Source organism: Mesorhizobium sp. WSM3860, assembly GCF_002294995.1.
Classification (GTDB): Bacteria; Pseudomonadota; Alphaproteobacteria; order Rhizobiales; family Rhizobiaceae; genus Mesorhizobium.
On the sequence record NZ_NSGF01000001.1, the window covers coordinates 501,569 to 525,224 of the forward strand.

Below are 23,656 nucleotides of genomic sequence, written 5' to 3' on the forward strand. Positions count from 1 at the left end.
GATTATCCGCGGCGAAACAGTGCCTCGGCGGCGGATTTGGTGGCGCCCCTAGCGGCCCGCTCGGCTTCCAGCCTCGCGATCTCCTCGCGCAGCAGGGCAATGCGCTCGGCCAAATCATCGACGGACAGCAGCGACAGATCCTGTCCGATCTCGTGTGGGCGGGGCTTCTTCCTGGGTTCGTCGTCGAAGATCGCCATCGTCGCTCCTCCCTGGTTTCACCATTTGCCTGATTTGGTAATGAGCATACATAGGGCAAGGGTGCCGATGCAAACAGCCGGTCAACGGCATGAGGAGACGGGACAGTACATGGCAAGCGGACAGAAGATTCCGGCAAAGATGACGGCCATCGCAATCTCGCAGCCCGGGGGTCCCAGGGTGCTGAAGCCGGAGACGCGCGACGTGCCCGCGCCCGGCCCCGGCGAGGTCCTCATCCGCGTCCATGCCGCCGGCGTCAACCGGCCCGACGTGCAGCAGCGCAAAGGCGCCTACCCGCCGCCGCCTGGCGCCTCGGACCTGCCCGGTCTTGAGGCGGCCGGTGAGATCGCGGCGCTCGGCGACGAGATATCGCGCTGGCGCATCGGCGACCGGGTCTGCGCGCTGACGCCGGGCGGCGGCTATGCCGAATATGTCAAGGTCCACGCCGGCAGCGTGCTGCCGATCCCGGCGGGCTTTACCTATTCCGAGGCCGCCGCCGTGCCGGAGAACTACTTCACCGTCTGGCACAACGTGTTCGAGCGCGGCGGGCTGAAGAAAGGCGAGACGCTGCTTGTCCATGGCGGCTCGTCCGGCATCGGCACCACGGCCATACAGCTCGCCTCGGCATTCGGTGCCTATGTCATCACCACGGCCGGCAGCAAGGAGAAGTGCGACGCCTGTCTTAGGCTCGGCGCCGACCGGGCGATCAATTATCGCCAGCAGGACTTCGTTGCCGAGGTCAAGGACGCAACCGGCGGCCGCGGCGCCGACGTCATCCTCGATATGGTGGGCGGCGACTATGTGGCGCGCAACTACGATGCCGCGGCGGTCGAAGGACGCATCGTCCAGATCGCCGTACAGGCCGGTGCTGTCGCCAGCACCGACTTCGCAAAGCTCATGGTCAAGCGCCTTGTCCATACCGGCTCGACGCTTCGGCCGCGCACTGTCGAATTCAAGGCAGCCATCGCGGTGGCGCTCGAGGCCCAGGTCTGGCCGTTGCTCGGCACCCGCAAGGTCGCTCCGGTCATGGACATGATCTTCCCACTGACGGAGGCCTGGCGGGCGCATGAGCGGATGGAAGAGGGCGAGCATATTGGCAAGATCGTCCTCGACGTCGGCTAGGATGCGCCGATATTCAGGTGAGGCCGGCCTGCAGACAATTGTGTCCTTCGCTTCCGGTGCTCACGTACTTTAAATACGCTCCGCTCCGGTTCTCGGACCCAACCGTTTTCGGCTCGGCCTGACCTCAATCCTCGACGCATCCTGGGCGTTCGGATCCCTGACGACAGACTCAACAAAGGCTTAATGCTGCAATGCACAAAATGCATTGCCGCCATGCAAAAGCGTCCGTTCAATTCGTGAGCAAGGGTGCCTATTTACGCGGCACGAACAACTGATTCCACGAATGGAGGACTGAAATGAACCCGATCCGCGCTTTCCGCAACTGGCGCCTCTACAACGAGACCGTGCGTGAGCTGAACAAGCTGAACGCCCGCCAGCTGAACGACCTCGGCATCAACCGTGGCGACATCGAGCGTATCGCCCGCCAGGCTCTTTGATTTGAAACGCGATCCGGCCGCAAGGCCGGGCCGCAGTCTCGAAGCCAGAGCCGTCGCAGACGCTTGCTCGTCTCCGGTTCCGAACCCGCTGGACTCCGTCCAGCGGGTTTTGTCTTTTTGGGTCCAGCTGCTCCCCTCCCAAAAACATTGCGAAATCGTGACGGAGCGTTTATACAGGCCGCGAATTTCCCATTTTGGTGGCTCTAAAACCACCGCCCGCGCGGGAACGCGGGCGAACGAGAAGGATTTTTGATATGGCCAATACGCTGCTGATGCCCAAGGCCACCGCCGTCTGGCTGGTCGACAACACCGCGCTCTCCTTCGAGCAGATCGCGCAGTTCTGCGGGCTGCACCCGCTGGAGGTCAAGGCGATCGCGGACGGTGAGTCGGCGCAGGGCATCAAGGGCATGGACCCGATCATGACCGGCCAGCTCACCCGCGACGAGATCGCGCGCGGCGAGAAGGACCCGAACCACCGGCTGAAGCTGTCGGACCCCAAGGTGCGGGTGCCGGAATCGAAGCGCAAGGGCCCGCGGTACACGCCGCTGTCGAAGCGCCAGGACCGGCCGAACGCCATCCTCTGGCTGGTACGCAACCATCCCGAGCTCAAGGACGCGCAGATCGCGCGGCTGGTCGGCACGACCAAGTCGACGATCGAGCAGATCCGCGAGCGCCGGCATTGGAACTCGGCTAATCTGCAGCCGATGGATCCGGTGACGCTGGGCCTGACCTCGCAGATCGACCTCGACATGGAAGTCAATCGCGCCTCGCGCGGCCGCGAGCAGGCACAGCCGGTCGCCGGCGACACGCTGCTGCCGGCGGCGCTGACCGAAAGGCTGACGCCGGCTCCGGAGAAGCCGAAGGACGAGGATCAGGAACTCGACGCCAACGCCGTGTTCGCCAAGCTTTCGGCGCTGAAGTCGAAGGACAAGAAGGAAGACGGGGAAGAGGAGTAAGGTCTCCCAGCCCGACAAAAAAGCCCGCTTCGCGCGGGCTTTTTTGTCGGCGGTGACCTGGGGAGGTCAGGTCCGCGCCGCTCGGTCGGGCGCCATGCCGTAATCCTCGCTGCGTTCCACGGCGCGGTAGAAATCGGCGAGCTGCTTGCCGCGCTCCGGCTTGTAGATACGCCCGGCAATCACCACCGAGGCGATGCGGTCGATGCGGAAGGCGCGAAAATCGTCGCGCATCTCGCACCAGGCGACCAGGGTCCAGACCTTGCCCCAGAACCACAGGCCCAGCGGCCGGATGTCGCGCGCCGTGCCGCGCCCGGCTTCGTCCGAGTAATCGATGGTGAGCACCTGGCGCTTCTCGATGGCGCGCTCAATGAGGTCGATCGCCTCGCGCGCGGCGTCGCTCACCACCCACATCGGCGTGTGAATCTCGGTGCGGGCGATGCGGTCCTTTTCCGTGTCGGGCAGCACGGCGCCGATCTTGACCAGCGCCTCGTCGGCGGCCCTTGCCATCGCCGCGCCGCCGAAGGCGCGCACCATGCGGGCGCCGGCAACCAGCGCCACGATCTCGTCACGCGTGAACATCAGCGGCGGAAGGTCGAAACCCTCCCTCATCATGTAGCCGACACCCGCCTCGCCGTCGATCGGCACGCCGGTCGACTGCAAGTCGGCTATATCGCGGTAGATGGTCCGCTCGGACACCTCGAGCCACGTGCCGAGCTTCTGCGCGGTGACCAGTCTGCCTCCGCGCAGATGCTGCACGATCTGGAAAAGTCTGTCGGCGCGGCGCATCGTTTGACCCCTTGGCTTCGGCTCTACGCATGCCGCGGTCCCAAAACCGGTTCCCGCAGGTTCGAGGCTGCTTCAATAACGCAGCCCTCCTGACAACATACTGTCAGGAGGCTGCGGCCACTCCACCACGGGACAACGGCGTCTTTCCTGAAACCCAGCGTTTCAACCGATATTACATCTGGGCGAGGCACGGCCGCTATCAAAGTCATGCGCCGAAAAATTTCAGTTCTCACGCACGCGGCCGTTATAAAGGTCGGGCCAACCGATGTCCTTGCGAATGTCCGCCGGCAAAGTGTTCAGGAAACGCTGGGTCCGGATCTCGTTCCGCACGGTGCGGATCTTGCCGACATAGTGCTGCACGCTACGCAGGATGGTAAAACCGTTCATGACCGAGCTCCTCTTTTTGACGAGAGGAGTATCTCACACCCCTGCTGACAGCAGTCTGTCAGCAGGGGGCAGGTAGCCGGAGCCGCCGCCCGCAAAATCAGCGCGGTCCTATGGCGACCGCCTATTTGTCAGGACCGATGCAGTTGCCGAACGGGCCAAGAACCGCTTTGACAGCCGCCGAAGATGCTGGTCAAAGGCGGCATGACGAAACTGCTCGCCCTTGTCATCATCGGCATCATGCTCATCCAGATCATCAAGCCGCTCGGCTGGCCGGGGCTGAAGCGCCGCAGCGATTTCTGGAAGCTGGCGCTGCTTGCGATGGCCGCGATCTCGCTGGCGGCCGTGCTTGGGCATTGGGCTTGAGCACGTCGATATCAGGTGAGAACGGCCTGCGAAAGGCGGCGCTTCCGGCGAACGAAGCCGGTCACTCGCAGCAGTCCGGCCGGACCCTGCCTTTGACCTGGTATTCGTCGTGGAGCCGCACCCAGTCCATCAGGCCGTGATAGGGGCCGGTCTCGTTGCGGCCCTTCGGCGTCATGTCTAGGTAGTGGTACGCGCCGATCAGCGCGTCGCCGCCACGGGCTCGCGACATGAAGGTGAGGAAGATGTCGCCGGTTTCGTCGCGGTAGAAGACGCTGGTGCCCGGCAGGTCCTTCGATTGGAGCGGACGTTTCTCGAAATTGTAGATGGTGTCGCCCGCCGCTATCTGCCTGTCGGCGAAGGAGACCTGCATGTCGAAATTGAAATCGGACGCGTAGGACGACACCCAGTCGAACTTCCAGCCCATGCGCTGCTTGTAAGGCAAAACCTCGGCCAGCGGCGCCCGCGAGATGACGACAAGTGACACGTCATGGTGCTTGAGATGCTGGTCGGCGCCGTCGATGTGGTCGGCCAGGAACGAACAGCCTTCGCAGCGATGGGCGGAGCCCGGGGTCATCATGAAATGGTAGACGATCAGCTGGCTCTTGCCGGCGAACAGTTCGGCGAGGCGCTTCGGCCCCTGCTCGCTTTCGAACACATAGTCCTTGCGCAGCTTGAGCCAGGGCAGTTGCCGCCGCTCGGCGGCGATGCGATCGCGAAAACGCGTCAGCTCCTTCTCGCGCTCGAGGTGCCTTCTGTGCGCCTCGAACCAGTCGTCCCGCGACACCACGGCATTGCGCTGCATGGCCATCTCCTGTCCTCTCCTGCCAAGGACGTTCGACATCGGCGCGACCCGACATCGCAGGCGCAGATTCGTTGGATCAGGCAGGAGTGCGGCCGGCAAAAACAAAACCCGGACCAAGGCCCGGGTTTTCGGCGGTTTTGGGAAAGCTCAAAGCGCCTCGATGCGCTTCAAGCCGTTGTTGATGCATGTCGTTGCCCCAGAACCGCTGCACACTTCTGGGAACATGCATTAGTATCAGGCGGCTTTTTCCAGCGCCGGTTGCCATTGTCCGAGCGCCGCCAGATGGTTCATATGGGCACGGTGGATGAAAGCGGCCTGGCCGGCGGCGACGTTCGACGCCTTGCCGCCCCAGGCCTTCTGCGCGGCCGCCTGCAGGGCGCGGCCGTAGGAGAAGGAGAGCTTCCACGGATGCGGGCCGATGACGTTGATGGCATTAAGGTTGGCCGTCGCTTCCTCGTCGTCCTGGCCACCCGACAGGAAGGCAATGCCGGGCACCGCCACGGGCACGGTTTCGCGAAACAGCTTGATCGTCTTCTCGGCGACCGCTTCGGGACTGTCCTTCTTGCCCGATTTCTTGCCGGAGATGACCATGTTCGGCTTGAGGATGGTGCCTTCGAGCACCACCCGCGCGGCATAAAGCTCGCCATAGAGCTTCAGCAGGGTCGCCTTGCTCACCTCGTAGCAGGTGTCGATCGAGTGGGCGCCGTCCATCAGCACCTCCGGCTCGACGATCGGCACGATGCCCGCCTCCTGACAGAGCGCGGCGTAGCGTGCCAGCGCGTGCGCGTTGGAGGCGATCGAGGTGGCCGAAGGCACGCCCTTGGCGGTATCGATGTCGATCACCGCGCGCCATTTGGCGAAACGGGCGCCGAGCTTATGGTAGTCCGCCAGCCGCTCGCGCAGGCCATCGAGACCCTCGGTGATGGTATCGCCGGGAAAGCCGGCGAGAGGCTTGGCGCCGACATCGACCTTGATGCCCGGAATGGCGCCGGAGGCCTTGATGATGTCGACCAGCGGCGTGCCGTCGGCAGCCTTCTGACGAATGGTCTCGTCATAGAGGATGACGCCGGAAATATACTTGGTCATCGCCTCCTTGGCGCGGAACATCATCTCGCGATAGTCGCGCCGATTGTCGGCGGTCGATTCGACGCCGATGACGTCGAAGCGCTTCTTGATGGTGCCGGAGCTCTCATCGGCGGCCAAAAGGCCCTTGCCATCGGCCACGATCGCGGCGGCAATGTCTTCGAGACGTTCGCTCATGGTGCTCTCCTAAGATGGGTTTACTCCGCGCTAGCAGAACACTACCGCCAAAGGAATGAGGCCGAAAAGCTCGAATCGATTGAAAGTCTCGATAGCTGCGTCCGCTCCGTGAGTCTTGAAGGACTCAGCGCTTCAGCACCTCGACGCCCGGCAGCGGCTTGCCTTCCATCCATTCCAGGAAGGCGCCGCCGGCGGTCGAGACATAGGTGAAATCGTCGGCGACACCGGCATGGTTGAGCGCGGCCACCGTGTCGCCGCCGCCGGCGACCGAAACCAGCTTGCCCTCTTTTGTGCGGGCCGCGGCGTGCTTTGCCGCCGCCATCGTGGCCCGGTCGAAGGGCTCGATCTCGAAAGCACCGAGCGGGCCGTTCCAGACCAGCGTGGCAGCACGGTCGATCCAGTCGGTGACGCTCTTCACCGTTTTCTCGCCGACATCGAGGATCATGCCGTCTGCGGGCACGTCGGAGATGGCGACGGTTTGGCTCGCAGCACCCGGCTTGAATTCCTTCGCCACGACGCCGTCGGCGGGCAGGATGATGGCGCAGCCGGCTTCGGCCGCTTCGATCATGATCTGCTTGGCGGTGGAGGCCAGGTCATGCTCGCAGAGCGATTTGCCGACATCGGTGCCGCGCGCGGCGAGGAAGGTGTTGGCCATACCGCCGCCGATGACCAGCGCGTCGACCTTCTTCACCAGGTTCATCAAAAGATCGATCTTGGTCGACACCTTGGCGCCGCCGACGATGGCCACGACCGGCCGCACCGGGTTGCCGAGACCTTGTTCCAGCGCGTCGAGCTCGGCCTGCATGGTCCGGCCGGCATAGGCCGGCAGGCGGTGCGCCAGGCCTTCGGTCGACGCATGCGCGCGGTGCGCGGCGGAAAAGGCATCGTTGACATAGATGTCGCCATTAGCGGCAAGCTTGTCGATGAAGGCCTGATCGTTCTTCTCCTCGGCCTTGTGGAAGCGCGTGTTTTCCAAAAGCAGGACGTCGCCATCCTTCATGGCGGCAACTGCGTCGGCGGCCTTGTCGCCGATGCAGTCGGAGGCGAAGCCGACCGGGCGGCCGAGCACTTCCGCCGTCGCCCGGGCGATCGGCTCCAGCGAGAATTCGGCCGACGGGCCGTCCTTCGGACGACCGAAATGCGCGAGCAGGATCACCTTGGCGCCCTTGCCGGAGAGCTCGGAAATGGTCGGCGCGATGCGCTCGATGCGCGTGGCGTCTGTCACCTTGCCCTCGGCGACGGGAACGTTGAGGTCGACGCGCACCAGGACGCGCTTGCCGCTGACGGCGCCGATATCGTCGAGTGTCTTGAAGCCGGCCATGGTCGTTCCTTTCCGCCAAAAACGCGGCGACCTTACCCGGCATCGGGGACTATGCAAGGGCTGCGTTACGGCGCGCGCGCAAAAATGATGTCGTTGTGTGACGTCAGCTCTCGCTGGCTGATTTTGGTGCTACGGGTTCGGACGTCGCCCTTTCGTCCGGTTGGCTTTCGGCGGTCTGGCTTGGCGCCGGTTTGCGCCAGCTGCGGATGAAGGCGGCGACGCGGTCGGCGATCTCGCCGGCGCTCAGGAAAACCGGCACGCGCGCCACCGGCGCGGTCGGCTCGAAGGACAGGCCAAGCCCGGTGATCCGGCCCTTCTCGTCGACATCGCGCACGATCAGCTCGATCGGGCCGATCATCACGCGGTCGGCATATTCGGCTTGGCCGCCGAGCCGCTCCGTGACCAGTGCCGCGACGGTGAGCTTCTGCTCGGCCTCGGTGAGGCCGGGCCCATAGGCGGCTTCGAGCTCGGCGGCGGAGCGGGCCGGATCGACGGCGAAGGCGCCAAAGAAGTCGGCATCCTCGGGGTCGACCACGGCGCGGCTGGCGAAGAGCTTGTCGAGGAGGCGCGGATAGCGGTCCGGCACGAAGATATAGACCTGATCGCCGGCGGCGAGCCGGCCCATGTCCTGGAAGCGCATCGAGCGGCCATCGCGCAGCACCAGCGAAGGCCTCGCCCAGCGCGGGATGCGCTCGCCGCGCGCCACCGGACTTCCGGGCGCGACGCGATAGGCGAGCAGCTCGTGATGGGCCGAACCCGGCAGCTCGAGCTCGACCTTGTCGAGCGGTCCAAGCCGTGCCGGCACGATGAGGCCGAGGCGGCGCGCCAGCGGACCGACCGTCCAACCCTGCACCACCAGCGAGACCAGCACGATGATGAAGGCGACATTGAAGATGAGGCGACCGTTGGCGAGGCCGCCGAGCAGTGGCGTGATGGCAAGCAGGATCGAAACGGCGCCGCGCAACCCGACCCAGGAAACGAAGGCGACCTCCGGACGCGGCAGGCGGAACGGCATCAGGCAGAGCCAGACGGCCAAGGGCCGCGCCACGAAGATCAGGAACAGGCCGAGCAGGATCGCCGGCACCAGGATCGCAGGGAACTGCGAGGGCGTTGCAAACAGGCCGAGGATCAAAAACATGATGATCTGCGCCAGCCACGACATGCCGTCCTGGAAGCGCTTCAGGATGGTGACAGCGCGGATGTCGGAATTGCCGGCGACGAGGCCCGCGAGATAGACCGCAAGGAAGCCCGAGCCGCCGATGGCGCCGGCTGCGGCGAACACCATCAGCGAGAGTGTCAGCACGAAGATCGGCAGCAGGCCATGGTCGAGGTTCAGTCGCTCGACGAGGCGCACGATTGCCAAGCCGCCGAGCACGCCGATGATGGCGCCAAGTCCCATGTTGATGAAGAAGCCGATCACCAAACTGGTGGCGAGAACGTTCGCCTCCGGGTTGGCATGCGCGGCGATGATCTCGACCAAAGTGATGGTGAGAAAGATGGCGATCGGATCATTGGTGCCGGATTCAACCTCGAGCGTCGAACGGACGCGCTCGCGCAAATGGATCTCGCCGGCGCGCAGCAGGAAGAACACCGCGGCTGCGTCGGTCGAGGCGACGGCGGCGCCGAGCAGCGAGGATTCCAACCAACTGAGATTGAGGAGGTAGTAGGCGGCGACGCCGAAAATGCCGGTGGTCAGGAGCACGCCGATCGTGGCCAGCGACAGCGCCGGCCCGGCCGCCTGGCGCAAGGCGTTGAGCGGCGTGCCGAAACCGGAATCGAACAGGATAATGGCCAAAGCCAGCGAGCCGGCGAAATAAGCCAGCCGCGCATTGTCGAATTCGATGCCAAGGCCGTCGACGCCGGTGGCAAGGCCAATGCAGAGGAAGAGGAGCAGCAGGGGCGCGCCGAAGCGGAAGGCGATCAGGCTCGAAAAGGCGGCGGCGACAACAAGCGCTGTGCCGACCAGCGTCACGAGATAGATCGCATGCTCCATCCGGAATTGCCCCTCAAATCCGCGTCCCTCCCGCTTTACGGCAGAGTGGGGCGAAGACATGACCAGTGCAAGGCGGCGGCGTGGCTTTTTTGCCCCATGCCGCTGCGTCGAACGAAAAACGCCCGGCCGAAGCCGGGCGTTTCACACGATCAAAAAGGAAGCCTGAGGTCAGGCGATGGTCTTGCCGAACGCGACAGCCGTGTCGCCCATGCGGTTCGAGAAGCCCCATTCGTTGTCGTACCAGGAGAGCACCGAGACGAAGTTGCCGTCCATGACCTTGGTCTGGTCGAGCGCCGCGATCGAGGAGTGCGGGTCGTGGTTGAAATCGATCGAGACGTTCGGGTGATGAGTGACCGAGAGCACGCCCTTCAGCTTGCCCTTGGAGGCTGCGATCAGCGCTTCGTTGATCTCCTGCGCGGTGGTAGAGCGCTTGGCGATGAACTTGAAGTCGACGACCGAAACGTTCGGGGTCGGCACGCGGATGGAGATGCCGTCGAGCTTGCCCTTGAGGTCGGGCAGCACCAGGCCGATCGCCTTGGCGGCACCCGTCGAGGTCGGGATCTGAGACAGCGCCGCCGCGCGGGCCCGGTAAAGGTCCTTGTGCATGGTGTCCAGCGTCGGCTGATCGCCGGTGTAGGAGTGGATCGTCGTCATCATGCCCTTCTCGATGCCGACGGTCTCGTGCAGCACGGCGGCAAGCGGCGCCAGGCAATTGGTGGTGCAGGACGCGTTGGAGATGACGACGTGGTCCTTCGTCAGCTTGTCGTGGTTGATGCCGTAGACGACCGTAAGATCTGCGCCTTCGGCCGGGGCCGAGACGATGACGCGCTTGGCGCCGGCAGTCAGATGCGCGGCCGCCTTGTCACGCGCGGTGAAGATGCCGGTGCATTCGAGCGCGATGTCGATGCCGAGCTCCTTCCAGGGCAGCTGGGTCGGATCCTTGATGGCGGTGACCTTGAACTTCTCCTTGCCGACGGAGATCTGGTCGCCGTCGACCGTCACCTCATGCGGGAAGCGGCCATGCACGCTGTCGTAGCGGAGCAGGTGCGCGTTGGTCTCGACCGGGCCGAGGTCGTTGACCGCGACGACATCGATGTCCTTGCGGCCGGATTCATGGATGGCGCGCAGGATGTTGCGGCCGATGCGGCCGAATCCGTTGATGGCAACTCTGACGGTCATGTTTCTCTCCTTGGGGCTGGAAAGCGGATGGGTCCGCTGCTTCATAGCGGCGGGCGTGCAAAGAATCCAGCCGCAGAAGCCGGAATTTAAATCGATTAGGTTGGTCCAGTCCTGCGACGTCCTTGAGGGGCTTCGCCGGACCGGGGCCTTGCTGTTTTCTACACGCCGCTCGAACCCGCTGCGCGCTTTTGAGCGACATGCAATGCCTCACTTGCCGTGCAGGCGGGCCTCCACGGCCTTCGCCGCGGCTTCGGCGGTGATGCCGAAATGCGGATAAAGCTGCTCGATCGAGCCGGAGGCGCCAAAGCCCGTCATGCCGACGAAGATGCCGTCGGTGCCGATCAGGTGGTCCCAGCCCTGGCGGATGCCGGCCTCGATGGCGACCTTCACCTTGGCGTTGCCGATAATCTTGCTGCGATAGTCCTCGCTCTGCTGGTCGAACAGCTCGAAGCAGGGCACCGACACGACGCGGGTCGGATGGCCGTGTTTTTCGAGCAGCTCGCGGGCGCCGAGGGCAACCTCGACCTCCGAGCCCGTGGCGAAGATCGTCACGGCCGCCTCGCCGTTTGCCGCGGCAAGCTCATAGGCGCCGGAGGCGCTGAGGTTCTTCTCGCTGTGTTCGTTGCGCACGGTCGGCAGGTTCTGGCGGGTCAGCGCGAGCGTCGAAGGCGTCTTTTCGGACTGCAGTGCCAGCTGCCAGCATTCCGCCGTCTCCACCGCGTCGGCCGGGCGGAAGACGTTGTGGTTCGGAATGGCGCGAAGTGCGGCCAGATGCTCGACCGGCTGGTGGGTCGGGCCGTCCTCGCCGAGGCCGATCGAGTCATGGGTCATGACGAAGATCGAGCGGATGCCCATCAGCGAGGCAAGGCGCATCGAGGGGCGGGCATAGTCGGAGAAACACAGGAACGTGCCGCCATAGGCGATCAGGCCGCCATGCAGCGTCAACCCGTTGATGGCCGCCGCCATGCCGTGCTCGCGAATGCCGTAATGAACATAGCGCTGGCCGTAGTCGTCCGGAGTGATGTTCTTGGTCTGGCTGGTCTTGGTGTTGTTGGAGCCGGTGAGGTCGGCCGAGCCGCCGATGGTTTCGGGAACCGCGCCGTTGATCACTTCCAGCGCCATTTCCGAGGACTTGCGGGTGGCGACCTTCGGCTTGTCGGCCGAGAGCTTCTTCTTGTACTCGGTGATGACGGCGTCGAAATTGCCCGGCAGCTTGCCGGCGAGGCGGCGCTCGAATTCGCCCTTCAGCTTGGCGTCGGCCTTGGCAACGCGGCCTTCCCAATCGGCGCGCGCCTTGGCGCCGGCGGTGCCGACGCCGCGCCAGGCGTCGAGGATGTCGGCCGGAATCTCGAAGGGCGGCGATTCCCAGTTGAAGAATTTGCGGGCGCCGGCGATTTCCTCGGCGCCGAGCGGCGAGCCATGCGCCTTGTTGGTGCCGGCCTTGGTCGGGGCGCCGAAGCCGATGGTCGTCTTGCAGGCGATCATCGTCGGCTTGTCGGAATGGCGGGCGGCTTCGATGGCATAGGCGATGGCTTCCGGATCGGTGCCGTCGATGTGGCTGGCGTTCCAGCCGCTGGCCTGGAAGCGGGCGACCTGGTCGGTGTTGTCGGCGAGCGAGACCGGGCCGTCGATCGAGATGTTGTTGTTGTCCCAGAAGACGATCAGCTTGTTGAGCTTGAGATGGCCGGCGAGGGCTATCGCTTCCTGGGAGACGCCTTCCATCAAGCAGCCGTCGCCGGCCAGCACATAGGTGTAGTGGTTGACCAGGTCGTTGCCGAAGGCGGCGTTCATGATGCGCTCGCCGAGCGCGAAGCCTACCGAGTTGGCGAGGCCCTGGCCGAGCGGACCCGTGGTGGTCTCGATCCCGGCGGCATGGCCGTATTCGGGATGGCCCGCGGTCCTCGATCCGAGTTGCCGGAAATGCTTTATCTCGTCGATCGTCATGTCCTCGTAGCCGGTGAGGTACAGGAGCGAATAGAGCAGCATCGAGCCGTGGCCGGCCGACAGGATGAAACGGTCGCGGTCGGCCCAGTGCGGGGCCTTGGCGTCGAATTTCAGGAAGCGGGTGAACAGCACCGTAGCGATGTCGGCGCAGCCCATGGGCAGGCCGGGGTGGCCGGAATTGGCCTTCTCGACGGCGTCCATGGAAAGAAAACGGATCGCATTGGCCATCCGATCATGGTGTTCACGCGAGGTCATGCTTCCTCCGGAATAGGGGTTGGAGCCTTGGGAGAGCCCGTGGAAAGGGTGCGCGACACATAGCAGGCGCGGCCCTTGAGTCAACAAATCGGTGCTTTTTTGCCGGCCTTGTGAAGGCGCCGGCGACGCTACATTAGCGTTAGCGGGGGACAGTCGCGAGAGCTTTATTGACGCGCGCTTCACCCGGCGCCTAATCTTTCGGAGATAACGCGTTCTGAACGCGAGCGATTCGGTGACGGGCAGGGCATAGGACGAAGGCCATGACCGGGGAAACGACCCTCAAGGAAGTCATCGCCAGGCTCGGCAAAGCCATGGAGGGACTGGAAAACGCCGTGGCGGCGCGGCTCGAGCATGAGCGCGACTATTCCGAAGCCGAGGCTGAGGTGCAGCGCATGAATGCCGACCGCTCGCGGCTGGCGCAGGAGCTCGACAATTCGGAGGCGCGCGCCGAACGGCTGGAAGATGCCAACAAGGAAGTGTCGCGCCGGCTGGTGACCGCCATGGAAACCATCCGCGCGGTACTGGACAGGTAAGCCAATGGCACAGGTCACGGTTTCCATCGACGGCAAGCAGTACCGGATGGCCTGCGACGAGGGCCAGGAAGAGCATCTGATCGACCTCGCCGAGCGCTTCGACCGGTATGTCATGCATTTGAAGGATTCCTTCGGCGAGATCGGCGACCAGCGGCTGACCGTCATGGCCGGCATCATGGTGATGGATGAGCTTTCGGAGCTCAACAAGCGGGTCAAAGGCATGGAGAGCGAGGTGCTGACGCTGCGCAAGACGCGCGACGAGGCGCTGACCAAGGCCGACAAGAGCGACAGCGTGCTGACCACCGCGCTTGCAGCACTCGCGCAGCGCATGGAAGACCTTGCGACGACGCTGGCGGTGAAGAAGGCTTAAGCCGCCAATCCGCTAGCGTCGAGCGACGGAAATTCTGCTGTCTTTTCCAGGAAAAGACGAAATTTTTCCATCGCTCCGATCACGCTTGCAGACACAAGCCTTTTGAACCGGACCTTCCGGCGGTATAGAAGCTGACACGCGCCGATGGGGTTGGCCCATGCCGGCGCCATGTCACAGGGAGGGAGCACGCGATGAGCCTTCGTATCAACGATATCGCGCCGGATTTCACGGCCGAGACCACGCAAGGAACGATCAATTTCCATCAATGGATCGGTGACGGCTGGGCAGTGCTCTTCAGCCATCCGAAGAATTTCACGCCGGTCTGCACGACCGAGCTCGGCACGATGGCCGGGCTCGAGGGCGAATTCAAAAAGCGAAACGTCAAGATCATCGGCATTTCCGTCGATCCGGTGTCAAGCCACGACAAATGGCAGGCCGACATCAAGACAGCCACCGGCCAGACGGTGAACTATCCACTGATCGGCGACAAGGATCTCGCGGTCGCCAAGCTTTACGAGATGCTGCCGGCGGGCGCCGGCGAGAGCTCGGAAGGCCGCACGCCTGCCGACAACGCCACGGTGCGCTCGGTCTATGTCATCGGTCCAGACAAGAAGATCAAGCTGGTGCTAACCTATCCGATGACCACGGGCCGCAACTTCGATGAGATCCTGCGCGTCATCGATTCCATCCAACTGACGGCCAAACACCAGGTGGCGACGCCGGCGAACTGGAAGCAGGGCGAGGACGTGATCATCACCGCCGCCGTCTCCAACGAGGACGCGATCAAGCGCTTCGGCGCCTACGAGACGGTGTTGCCGTATTTGCGCAAGACCAAGCAGCCAACGGCGTGAGCCTACCTTCTCCCCGTTTCACGGGGAGAAGGTGCCCGAAGTGCGGATGAGGGGCGGCGCCGCGTTCGGCGACGATCGCGCCAAATCCTCAGATTCAACTGCCGCTTGAGACGACGATCACGCAGTCTCGGCGCTACCCCTCATTGTCCTGCCGGACATTTCCCCCCGTATGGTGAGGGAGAAAGGGCTGGTTCGCCGCCTTCGCCAATCGCAGGCGTTGCAGCGTTAAAACAAAAACGGCGGCGCCAGATCCTGGCGCCGCCCTTTGTCTTTTGCGTAATGCCTCGAGCTTGCTAAGCCGCCGGCTGCGCTTCGATGGTGCGCAGCGCCTGGCTCTGGCGCTTGGCCGCGGCCTTGACCGCATCCTGCACCTTCTCGAAGGCGCGCACCTCGATCTGGCGCACGCGCTCGCGGCTGATGTCGAACTCGGCCGACAGCTCTTCCAGCGTCAGCGGCTCCTCGGCCAGACGACGCGCCTCGAAGATGCGCCGCTCGCGATCGTTGAGCACCGATAGTGCGCCCGACAGCATCGAGCGCCGGTTTTCCAGCTCGTCCTGCTCGATCAGCATCTCTTCCTGGCTTTCGTGGTCGTCGACCAGCCAGTCCTGCCATTCGCCGGACTCACCTTCGCTCGCCCTGATCGGGGCGTTGAGCGAAGCGTCGCCCGAGAGGCGGCGGTTCATCGACACCACTTCGGCCTCGGAAACGTTGAGGCGCGTGGCAATCTCGGCGATCTGGTCGGGCTTGAGGTCGCCATCGTCGAGCGCCTGGATCCTGCCCTTCACCTTGCGCAGGTTGAAGAACAGGCGCTTCTGGTTGGCGGTGGTGCCCATCTTGACGAGACTCCACGAGCGCAGGATGTATTCCTGGATCGAGGCCTTGATCCACCACATCGCGTAGGTGGCGAGCCGGAAGCCGCGCTCCGGTTCGAATTTCTTGACAGCCTGCATGAGGCCGACATTGCCTTCCGAGATCACCTCGCCGATCGGCAGGCCGTAGCCGCGATAGCCCATGGCGATCTTGGCGACGAGCCGCAAATGGCTGGTGACGAGCTTGTGCGCGGCGGAAGTGTCCTGATGCTCGGCATAACGCTTGGCGAGCATGTACTCTTCCTGGGGCTGAAGCATCGGAAAGCGACGGATTTCTTCCAGGTAACGGGCGAGACCGCCTTCACCGGAAACGATACTGGGTAGTGACTGGGCCATGATAGCGCCCCCTCTCTATTGGAGTGATGCCCCCGTAACGCGGCGGGCATGTGACGCGAATGCCAATCGGCTCATTCGCGGCAACTGCTGTATATAGGAACAAAACCAGAAAGGACAGGCATTTGTTCAACACGAAACAGTGTGTCACGCTGAAGTGAACAACGCCAGTCAGGTTTTTTGATGGCTGGTTGAAGCGTCTTGATGGCGGTTTAGAGCTGTCGAAAGCCGCCGACGAGTTCCTCCAGATCCCTCGGCATCGGCGCCTCGAACCTCATCGAAAGATGGGTGGTCGGGTGCCGGAATTCAAGCAGCCAGGCATGGAGCGCCTGTCTGGAAAATGCCTTGACCTCACTTTTCAGCGGTTCCGGCAGCCGGTTGGCCTTGGTGCGGAAGGCCTGGCCGTAGTCCGGATCGCCGATCACCGGATGGCCGATATGCGCCATGTGCACCCTGATCTGGTGCGTGCGGCCCGTCTCCAGCCGGCATTCGATCAGGCTTGCGGTGGTGAATTCCTTTTGTCGCTCGCCGAAACGCTCGACGACGGTGAAATGGGTGACGGCATGCCGGGCGTCGTCCCGGCCTTCGGGAACCACCGCGCGCCGCACCCGATCGGCGGCGCGGCCGAGCGCGGCCTCGACGGTGCCGGTCGGCCGCTGCGGAATGCCCCAGACCAGCGCCAGATAGGCGCGTTCGAGGTCGCCCGTCCGGCCATGATCGGCGAAGGCTTCGGACAGCGCCTTGTGGGCGCGGTCGGTCTTGGCCACCACCATGACGCCGCTGGTTTCCTTGTCCAGCCGGTGGACGATGCCCGGTCGCCTGACGCCGCCGATGCCGGAAAGACTGTCGCCGCAATGATGGATCAGCGCGTTGACCAGCGTGCCGCTCCAGTTGCCGGCGCCGGGATGGACGACCAGCCCCGCCGGCTTGTTGATGACGATCAGCTCGTCGTCCTCGTAAAGGATGTCGAGAGCAATGGCCTCGCCTTGCGGCTCGGCAGGCTCCGGCTCCGGCATGACGACCGCGACGCGCTCGCCCGGCGCCATCTTGCGCTTTGCCTCCTCGACCGGCTTGCCGGCGATCGAAACCGCACCCTGCTTGATGAGGGCCTGCACGCGGCTGCGTGAGATCTCCGGGCCGAGCTGGGCGGTGAGCCACTGGTCGAGGCGCTGGCCTGCGGCATCGGCGCCGGCTTCCAGCTCGACCGCTCCATCCAACTCATCCGGCAATTCATCCTGTATCAAAATCGGGGCCCTATCAAAATCGAGGTCTCTTCGTTATGAGCGCTCATCGAAACCCGTTGCGGAATGTTTAGCCATGGTCCGGCCGATCGCCGAAGAGGATGAGGAGAAGCCGCTCGACCCTGCGGCCGAAAAGGTGCGCCGGAAGCTCATCCGCTTCATGATCGTCAATCTTGGCCTCTTGTTTCTCGCCCTTATGGTGGTGATCGGAGCCCTTGTCTACAAAGCCCGCAATGCGCCCGGCGCCGGATCGGTGCCTGCCGATGAAGTCCAAGCTGCGGGCGGCGCGCCGCTCTCCGGAGATATCGTGCTGCCGGTCGGCGCCAAGGTGGTCAGCCAGGCACTATCCGGCAACCGCCTGTCAATCGATGCCGAGCTCGCGGACGGCAGCCGGTCCATCTTCCTCTACGACATTGCCGAGCGCCGCGTGATCGGCCAGTTCGCGATTCGCAACAAATGAGCGGCTTTGCCGATAACCGCAGCATTGCGACAGTGGCGCTCGTCGTCGAAAACTATGACGAGGCGATAGGCTGGTATGTCGAGCGGCTTGGCTTTGTGCTGAGCGAGGATGTCGATCTCGGCGGCGGCAAGCGCTGGGTGACGATCACGCCGGCAAACAGGCAGGGCGCGCGGCTGCTGTTGGCGGAAGCCTCCGGCGAGAGGCAGGCAAGCCGCGTCGGCGACCAGACCGGCGGCCGGGTGTTTCTTTTCCTTGAGACGGACGACTTCGCCCGCGACCACCAGGCGATGCTTGCCAAGGGCGTCGAATTCCGTGAGGCGCCGCGCTTCGAGCCCTATGGCACGGTGGCGGTGTTTGCCGATCTCTACGGCAATCTCTGGGATCTTATCGAGCCGAAACGGCGGGGCTGACGAGGGCAGTCCGCAAAGGCCGCGAACAGTCCGAAAGCCCAGTTGCTTTTTCCCGGCCTTCATCCTATGTAGCCGGTTCTTGAGCGCGCCCATCGTCTAGCGGTCAGGACACCGCCCTCTCACGGCGGGAACAGGGGTTCGATTCCCCTTGGGCGTACCAATGATCCCAATAATTTAGCTGCTTTGAACGACGGCGCGTCGAATAACGATCGAATAGGCCTTGGCCAGGCAAGTCGCCCGTCGCGGGTGAACCCGCGCGAAGGAACACACGGCACCGTCGGCCGTTTGCCTTTCTTTCAGTGAAAGGATGAGACATGCCGAGACCCGCCGAGCTCGAAGCGAAATTCTGGAAAGCGCTGAAATCTGACATGACGATGATGATCGGCCTCGACGGCTCCAACATCATCCCTCGGCCCATGACGGCACAGCTGGAGAAGGACGATACCGGTCCGATCTGGTTCTTCACGGCGAAGGACACGGAGCTTCCGATGGGCCTTTCCGGCGGCGACCAGGCAACGGCCACCTTCGTCTCGAAGGGACATGACCTCTTCGCAACGGTGCAGGGCAAGCTTCGCGTCGACAATGATCGGGCTGTGATCGATCGGCTCTGGAACCCCTATGTCGAAGCATGGTTCGAGGGCGGCAAAGATGATCCGAAACTCACTCTGTTGCGCTTCGATCCGGACCGAGCCGAAATCTGGCTCGATGCGTCGAGCGTGGTCTCGGGCATCAAGATGCTGCTCGGATATGACCCGAAGCAGGAATACACGGAGAATGTCGCCAAGGTCGACCTTTAGGGGCGGATCGCGACAGGACGCCGTCGGCCGCGATATTCGTGCTTGATACTGGCGAAATTCTCGGTTGATACAGCAGCCTCCAGGCTGGACTGCAACCAGGCACCCACCTAGGGATCGCGGCCAGGATGACTGCGCCAGTTGCGGCGGCAACGCGTCACGCGCCGCGATGGAAGATAACCGCACGAATCCGCCACTGGCGCGCGCCTGGCGTTATACTTGATGTTATCGGAGTGGCGCTTTTCGCCCATGGGCTTTGAAGCCACTGTTTCCCCGCTGTACCATGAGCAGTGGCGCTCCGCTATTTCCCGGTAAGAAACGGGCGTGGCTCAGTCATGGGATAGCGTAGGCACCGATTTGGCCTTGGCTACCATCCCAATTGGACTATTTGGGAAAGATCGGCGATGTCGCCATAGATCATCGAGCCTTTGACGAGAAAACACTTGCCATGCAAGACCTCGGACAGTGAGCTCGACGCGGTGCAAACCGGCGAAACTTTATGGCCCTTGGCTTCGGTCGGGCCGATGCTGATGACGAGGAAAGCAATCGCAACGAGAGTCGTTCTGCTCATATCCAACCCCTCAAGCCTACTGGCTGCTAGGGCTGCAAAACCGGTTGCCTCCTCAAAGTAGCATCGGGCAATGATGGGTTTCATCGTATCGATCGGAGAAGCGGCTCATCTATGTGCAGTAGGCGCAAAGACGGATTAGCCCCTCGCCTGTTCAGTGACCTCCACCATGCGGGCTAACGCCCCTTTCCTCCCCAGCCGAACTACAGCGCCTCGAATTGCCCACCGCAAGGCGCCTGAATCCCTCGAAACCTCTTCAAAGCATGCAGGAGCTTCACGACGTGCATCTATCGCGCTTGCTAGAAAAGGCGGCGCGGAACAGTGCAGCCTAGCGATGAGGGCGCCCGGCCTGTGCGGTATCGGGGGACCTAGGCAGACAGACCGGCCTTTTACCCCATGTGGGCAAGGGGCAAGTCTATGCGCCACCTTTCGTCGGCTGACATCGGTGCCGCGCGCTTTCTCAGGACAGGCTCTCGTAGATCTTCTTCATTTCGCATCCCCCGATGATCTTGGAGGTGCCAAGCCCTTCGGGACATATCAAGTGATCGTACATTAGCGACGGACTTGGAGTGTGGCCTTGCAGCGACGGCACTAGCGCTGTGGTGGCGCCGGATCGAGAAGGGTGACATCGTCGGGGCCCGCGGGTGGCAGTTCGCCATTTGGCGTCAGCTTGGGCAAGTCCCTGGTTATCCTGGCTATCAGCTCATCGCGGGACAAGCCGGTCTGCAACGAAAGAGAAGCGAGCGTTTCATCGTCTATTGCCGCCTCGACCTCTTTCGGCTCGATCGGCTGGTTGGGTCCGGAACTAACCCAAGAATCCACCTTGGAACCCGCTCCCGCATTTCTGAAGCGGTCGACAATATCTCCAAGCGCCGTCCCCGATACGCCTTTGGACAGCTGATCCAAGATCCCTCCCTGCGGATTGCTTGGATCGCGATTTCCCGCACCACGGAGCAGCTCTCCGATCTTGTCGCGATTTTGGTAGGCGAGAATGCCCAATATGGCGACAGCCAGTCTTCCCAGATTTGCCATTGATTTCCTCCCAGCAATTACAAGGGAAGAGCCGGTAATCACAAAGGTTCCGTCTAACGTGAAAAGTTTGCCGGGAGGCCAGCAAGGATCGATGAAGCGCCAAGGATTTCAGATCTGGGCCCGCCAATTGTCGGAAATGGGATAGGGGTGAGCCGGCGAGCGAGGGTCGATCATTTCCATCTGTGCCGATCACGCGACTTGCGCCAAGTCATCTGGCATCAACAGCTGGCTCACTAGCCGCTTGATTTAGACGCATGAGATCCATGACGAAGGCCGCTCGAAAAGCCGCAAAAATCGCGGGTGGCACCTCCTCGACCCGCCTGCCACTGGCGACAAGCCATGCTGAAGGAACCTTGCTGGCCTCGATCCCTGTCGGCTTTTGTTCCGCTCATAGGACCGAGCGTGCCGGGACTGAAAAGCCGGCACCTGGGTCCTAGTGAAGAGACTGCCGGTACTCCTCGCTAAATCAAACCGCGCTCGGAACAAAGGTGTCGGACGCTTGTTGGGTTTGCAGCACGATCTGTGCCCAACTAGGAACTTCTCCATGAAAAATCGCCATCTACTGGTTGCGCTGACCACAGCCGCCGCCATCACATTTGCAGTGCCTGCCCTTGGCGCCGAGGATGCCCAGGGATTCGTCGACAAGGCTGCCAACGCGGGCATGTTCGAGGTCGAGTCGAGTAAGATCGCCCAAGGAAAAGCCCAGGATCAGGCGGTCAAAGACTTCGCCCAAAAGATGATCGACGATCATGGGGCGGCCAATGCAAAGCTCGAAACGATTGCCGGCGAGCAGAAGCTCAAAGTGCCCGCCGAGACGGATGCCAAGCACAAGAGCGACCTCGACGCCCTTCAGAATGGCAAGGATCCGGTCGAAAAGACCTATGTGCAGATGCAGCGTGATGCCCACGCGGACGCCGTGAAGCTGTTCGAGAGCTATGCCAAGGGGGGCGACAATGCTCAGCTCAAGGCGTTCGCATCGGAGACCTTGCCCACACTCAAAATGCATAAGGAAATGATCGAGAAGATCGCTTCCACCATGGACGACGAATCCGGCACGACGACGAGTTCGACAACTCCGGCCGTCACCACGACCGACACCAAAAATCCGGCCGCTCCGGTGCCCGGCGCCAATAGCTTCACGGAAGACCAGGCCAAGAGCCGGATCCAGGATGCCGGCTTCTCGGATGTCTCAGCGCTAACCAAGGACGATCAAGGCATCTGGCGCGGTCAAGCCACTAAGGATGGAAAGAAGACAACCGTGGCGCTCGATTATCAAGGCAACGTCGTTGCCGGCAGCAACTGAAACGGATTGGAGTTCAACCATGAGAACCGTGACCGGACTATTTGACAATTATGACAACGCTTCCGATGCCGTCAGTGAACTTGAAGCCATCGGCGTTCCGCATTCCGACATCAGCATCGTCGCCAATAATTCGACCGGCTGGTACCAAGACGACCGCTCGGATGCCGCCGAAGATGCGGCTGGCGGCGCCGGTGTGGGTGCCCTCATTGGCGGCACCGGCGGGTTGCTGACGGGGCTTGGGATCATGGCTATCCCAGGCGTGGGCCCTGTTGTCGCCGCAGGGTGGCTCGCCGCTACTGCTGCAGGCGCATTGGGAGGCGCAGTCGTCGGCGGGGCCGCCGGCGGCATCGTCGGAGCCCTTACCGACTCCGGGGTCCCGGAAAAGGATGCTCATGTCTACGCCGAGGGTGTGCGCCGCGGCGGGACGTTGGTCACGGCGAGGGTCGGCGACGCGTTGGCCGGCGAAGCCGAGAGAATCCTCGGGCAATCAAGATCAGTGAACTTGGAAGATCGCCGCAGCGCCTACGAAGCGGACGGTTGGACGAGTTTTGACGCTGGCGCCGAAAACTACACCGCCGACGAGATCGAGCGCGATCGAGCGCGCTACGCAAACCGCGTTTGACCATATCGCCCCCAGGCGAAAGGCCTGGGGGCTTCACGCTCTGGCGCCTAGACAGCGCCTACTGCCGGAGCAACGGAGTTCGGTCCATCCGCTCATGCAGCGTAGAGACGCTGTCTTTCAGGTCACGGACCCAGTCATCACGTCGTCCCGGGCTTGCGCATTCGAAACCCAACGCAACACCTCGAATTGATTCAATATCGCATGGGAGCAAGCGTCCCGTTAGCCGTCAGTAAGGTTCTCTGCCGCCTCGGCGCGCGACCCAGCTGTGATCCGGGGAGTGAAAAGTGATTTTGCGGCGCGCAACGAGCGGGTTACGCTATGTCACTTGCCAAAAGGAGGATGATGATGAAAGCCTTCCTCGCAACGATCTTCGCGCTGGGCCTGTCGGTCTCTGCAGCATCAGCCAATTGCCCCGCACACGCGAAGGATCAGGCCTCAGTCGACGCGCAGCAGACGGCGAGCGTTGACAAGGCCGACACGTCGACATCGACGGAAATCAAGAAAGAAACGCCGGCGAAGGCGGAGTAGTGCTTCTTCTTCGAGGGTAGAACGAGATTTCTAGAGAGTCCGCGCTGTGGGTAGTAACACCCGAAAGCCGGCTATCGTGAAGAGCCATGCTGCGCGAGGACAGCGTGAACGTCGCCGCTATCGCTGAGAAGCTATCGATCAGCAGGTAGCCGAATACGCGCTCATCGGCGACGTAAAGCGTAGCGCTGTCGCCATTTCGGGCGTCCTCAAGGACGGCACGATGGCCTACAAACAAGGCTTCGGTAGGCTGCCGGCGCTGAACCAGGCGTCCAAGTCTAAATGCCGGCTCGGGTCCGTTCACGGGACGCCCTCTCCAGCAACAGCGACAGATGATTCAGGTGCGTCGATTGGGCGTCTTCAAGCAACTGCAGAAAGCTGGACGCCTTGCCTCGCGGCAACCGACGGCGCTTTAGCGCAGCGATGCGCGCGCGCTGGCGCTTGATGTGCTGCTCGGCCTGCAGAACATGGCGTTCCGCCATTTGGATGTCGTCGGCCAATGCCATGGTTGTAAACGGTGGTGCCGGGCAGGCGGTTCCGCTGGCCCGGTCGGCCATCAAGCATGGTGAACAGAGTCTTGCGCATCCTCCTTGCGGCCGCCGATGACGTGCTGGTGCGATGCCGTGTCGCCGCTTCTGGCGCAACGCCTCGGATTGAATTAGCATCCGATAATCAAGGTTTCGGCCGCGATCCGGCAGGATGCGGAATGCGGAACCCAGGGGAGCGAAGCCGTGCGGCGGTCGCC

At 63.0% G+C, this 23,656-nt stretch carries 27 protein-coding genes and 1 tRNA gene; 14 read left to right on the plus strand and 14 right to left on the minus strand.

The genetic code is table 11. The annotated features are described in order from the left end of the window. Window positions 1-2 precede the first annotated feature (2 nt). Window positions 3-197, minus strand: a complete 195-nt coding sequence (locus CK220_RS02625; protein ID WP_095810032.1) for a DUF1192 domain-containing protein — start codon at window positions 195-197, stop codon at window positions 3-5. 109 nt (window positions 198-306) lie between these two features. Here CK220_RS02625 and CK220_RS02630 point away from each other — a divergent pair, with 109 nt between their 5' ends. The 3 genes from CK220_RS02630 (at window position 307) to CK220_RS02640 (ending at window position 2,710) form a co-directional block, all read left to right on the plus strand. Beyond that, window positions 307-1,317, plus strand: coding sequence for an NAD(P)H-quinone oxidoreductase (locus CK220_RS02630; protein WP_095810274.1), 1,011 nt, complete (start codon window positions 307-309; stop codon window positions 1,315-1,317). A gap of 296 nt (window positions 1,318-1,613) precedes the next feature. Next, window positions 1,614-1,754 carry a DUF1127 domain-containing protein gene (locus CK220_RS02635; protein ID WP_067002031.1) on the plus strand — a complete coding sequence of 47 codons (141 nt, stop codon included), beginning with the start codon at window positions 1,614-1,616 and terminating at the stop codon, window positions 1,752-1,754. Between the two features lie 254 nt (window positions 1,755-2,008). After that, window positions 2,009-2,710, plus strand: a complete 702-nt coding sequence (locus CK220_RS02640) for a DUF1013 domain-containing protein (protein WP_067319324.1) — start codon at window positions 2,009-2,011, stop codon at window positions 2,708-2,710. Window positions 2,711-2,776: 66 nt separating this feature from the next. On the opposite strand, the gene CK220_RS02645 is transcribed toward CK220_RS02640, so the two are convergent. Continuing rightward, a complete protein-coding gene (locus tag CK220_RS02645) occupies window positions 2,777-3,496 on the minus strand; it encodes a YafY family protein (protein ID WP_059189944.1) in 720 nt (239 codons plus the stop codon). A 222-nt stretch (window positions 3,497-3,718) separates the two neighbouring features. Continuing rightward, the gene (locus tag CK220_RS02650; RefSeq protein WP_082953649.1) at window positions 3,719-3,883 is read right to left on the minus strand and encodes a hypothetical protein; all 165 of its coding nucleotides are present in this window, start codon (window positions 3,881-3,883) and stop codon (window positions 3,719-3,721) included. A 201-nt stretch (window positions 3,884-4,084) separates the two neighbouring features. Here CK220_RS02650 and CK220_RS02655 point away from each other — a divergent pair, with 201 nt between their 5' ends. Beyond that, complete coding sequence (locus CK220_RS02655) at window positions 4,085-4,246, plus strand: hypothetical protein (protein WP_082953665.1); 162 nt, start codon at window positions 4,085-4,087, stop codon at window positions 4,244-4,246. 61 nt (window positions 4,247-4,307) lie between these two features. Here the strand turns inward: CK220_RS02655 and CK220_RS02660 are convergent, their stop codons facing one another. From CK220_RS02660 to tkt, 6 genes are all read right to left on the minus strand, one after another. Then, complete coding sequence (locus CK220_RS02660) at window positions 4,308-5,048, minus strand: thioredoxin family protein (protein ID WP_095810275.1); 741 nt, start codon at window positions 5,046-5,048, stop codon at window positions 4,308-4,310. 234 nt (window positions 5,049-5,282) lie between these two features. Beyond that, window positions 5,283-6,308: a class I fructose-bisphosphate aldolase gene (locus CK220_RS02665; RefSeq protein ID WP_095810033.1), complete on the minus strand. Its 1,026-nt coding sequence runs from the start codon at window positions 6,306-6,308 to the stop codon at window positions 5,283-5,285. Between the two features lie 124 nt (window positions 6,309-6,432). Continuing rightward, entirely contained in the window at window positions 6,433-7,629 is a 1,197-nt protein-coding gene (locus CK220_RS02670) for a phosphoglycerate kinase (RefSeq protein ID WP_095810034.1), read from the minus strand. 103 nt (window positions 7,630-7,732) lie between these two features. Continuing rightward, on the minus strand, window positions 7,733-9,622 hold the full coding sequence (locus CK220_RS02675) for a potassium/proton antiporter (protein WP_095810035.1): 1,890 nt from the start codon (window positions 9,620-9,622) through the stop codon (window positions 7,733-7,735). 168 nt (window positions 9,623-9,790) lie between these two features. After that, the gene (gene gap / locus CK220_RS02680) at window positions 9,791-10,801 is read right to left on the minus strand and encodes a type I glyceraldehyde-3-phosphate dehydrogenase (RefSeq protein ID WP_095810276.1); all 1,011 of its coding nucleotides are present in this window, start codon (window positions 10,799-10,801) and stop codon (window positions 9,791-9,793) included. 207 nt (window positions 10,802-11,008) lie between these two features. Continuing rightward, on the minus strand, window positions 11,009-13,000 hold the full coding sequence (gene tkt / locus CK220_RS02685) for a transketolase (protein WP_095810036.1): 1,992 nt from the start codon (window positions 12,998-13,000) through the stop codon (window positions 11,009-11,011). A 260-nt stretch (window positions 13,001-13,260) separates the two neighbouring features. Here tkt and CK220_RS02690 point away from each other — a divergent pair, with 260 nt between their 5' ends. The 3 genes from CK220_RS02690 (at window position 13,261) to CK220_RS02700 (ending at window position 14,754) form a co-directional block, all read left to right on the plus strand. Then, window positions 13,261-13,533 carry a DUF4164 domain-containing protein gene (locus CK220_RS02690; protein WP_040973690.1) on the plus strand — a complete coding sequence of 91 codons (273 nt, stop codon included), beginning with the start codon at window positions 13,261-13,263 and terminating at the stop codon, window positions 13,531-13,533. Window positions 13,534-13,537: 4 nt separating this feature from the next. Next, complete coding sequence (locus tag CK220_RS02695; RefSeq protein WP_067002048.1) at window positions 13,538-13,903, plus strand: cell division protein ZapA; 366 nt, start codon at window positions 13,538-13,540, stop codon at window positions 13,901-13,903. Between the two features lie 191 nt (window positions 13,904-14,094). After that, window positions 14,095-14,754: a peroxiredoxin gene (locus tag CK220_RS02700; RefSeq protein WP_095778154.1), complete on the plus strand. Its 660-nt coding sequence runs from the start codon at window positions 14,095-14,097 to the stop codon at window positions 14,752-14,754. A 293-nt stretch (window positions 14,755-15,047) separates the two neighbouring features. Here the strand turns inward: CK220_RS02700 and rpoH are convergent, their stop codons facing one another. Both rpoH and CK220_RS02710 read right to left on the minus strand, forming a co-directional pair. Further along, entirely contained in the window at window positions 15,048-15,959 is a 912-nt protein-coding gene (gene rpoH / locus CK220_RS02705; protein ID WP_095810037.1) for an RNA polymerase sigma factor RpoH, read from the minus strand. Between the two features lie 209 nt (window positions 15,960-16,168). Next, window positions 16,169-17,185 carry an RluA family pseudouridine synthase gene (locus tag CK220_RS02710; protein ID WP_245428926.1) on the minus strand — a complete coding sequence of 339 codons (1,017 nt, stop codon included), beginning with the start codon at window positions 17,183-17,185 and terminating at the stop codon, window positions 16,169-16,171. 88 nt (window positions 17,186-17,273) lie between these two features. On the opposite strand from CK220_RS02710, the gene CK220_RS02715 reads away from it, so the two are divergent. The 4 genes from CK220_RS02715 to CK220_RS02730 all read left to right on the plus strand — a co-directional run bounded on the left by CK220_RS02715 (window position 17,274) and on the right by CK220_RS02730 (window position 18,864). Then, window positions 17,274-17,657 carry a fimbrial protein gene (locus CK220_RS02715; protein ID WP_095810039.1) on the plus strand — a complete coding sequence of 128 codons (384 nt, stop codon included), beginning with the start codon at window positions 17,274-17,276 and terminating at the stop codon, window positions 17,655-17,657. Beyond that, window positions 17,654-18,067: a VOC family protein gene (locus CK220_RS02720; RefSeq protein WP_095810040.1), complete on the plus strand. Its 414-nt coding sequence runs from the start codon at window positions 17,654-17,656 to the stop codon at window positions 18,065-18,067. The genes CK220_RS02715 and CK220_RS02720 overlap by 4 nt, the downstream gene beginning before the upstream one ends. 85 nt (window positions 18,068-18,152) lie before the next feature. Then, window positions 18,153-18,227: transfer RNA gene (locus tag CK220_RS02725), tRNA-Glu, on the plus strand. Window positions 18,228-18,381: 154 nt separating this feature from the next. Next, window positions 18,382-18,864, plus strand: a complete 483-nt coding sequence (locus CK220_RS02730) for a pyridoxamine 5'-phosphate oxidase family protein (protein ID WP_095810041.1) — start codon at window positions 18,382-18,384, stop codon at window positions 18,862-18,864. A 364-nt stretch (window positions 18,865-19,228) separates the two neighbouring features. On the opposite strand, the gene CK220_RS02735 is transcribed toward CK220_RS02730, so the two are convergent. Next, entirely contained in the window at window positions 19,229-19,516 is a 288-nt protein-coding gene (locus tag CK220_RS02735) for a hypothetical protein (RefSeq protein ID WP_245428928.1), read from the minus strand. A 504-nt stretch (window positions 19,517-20,020) separates the two neighbouring features. Continuing rightward, entirely contained in the window at window positions 20,021-20,461 is a 441-nt protein-coding gene (locus CK220_RS02740) for a YidB family protein (protein ID WP_095810043.1), read from the minus strand. A gap of 544 nt (window positions 20,462-21,005) precedes the next feature. Here CK220_RS02740 and CK220_RS02745 point away from each other — a divergent pair. The 3 genes from CK220_RS02745 (at window position 21,006) to CK220_RS02755 (ending at window position 22,914) form a co-directional block, all read left to right on the plus strand. After that, complete coding sequence (locus tag CK220_RS02745; RefSeq protein WP_095810044.1) at window positions 21,006-21,764, plus strand: DUF4142 domain-containing protein; 759 nt, start codon at window positions 21,006-21,008, stop codon at window positions 21,762-21,764. 19 nt (window positions 21,765-21,783) lie between these two features. After that, window positions 21,784-22,386, plus strand: coding sequence for a hypothetical protein (locus tag CK220_RS02750; RefSeq protein ID WP_095810045.1), 603 nt, complete (start codon window positions 21,784-21,786; stop codon window positions 22,384-22,386). Between the two features lie 345 nt (window positions 22,387-22,731). Beyond that, the gene (locus tag CK220_RS02755; protein ID WP_095810277.1) at window positions 22,732-22,914 is read left to right on the plus strand and encodes a hypothetical protein; all 183 of its coding nucleotides are present in this window, start codon (window positions 22,732-22,734) and stop codon (window positions 22,912-22,914) included. 275 nt (window positions 22,915-23,189) lie between these two features. Here CK220_RS02755 and CK220_RS02760 read toward each other — a convergent pair whose 3' ends face one another. Beyond that, on the minus strand, window positions 23,190-23,411 hold the full coding sequence (locus tag CK220_RS02760; protein ID WP_141245083.1) for a hypothetical protein: 222 nt from the start codon (window positions 23,409-23,411) through the stop codon (window positions 23,190-23,192). Window positions 23,412-23,656 lie beyond the last annotated feature (245 nt).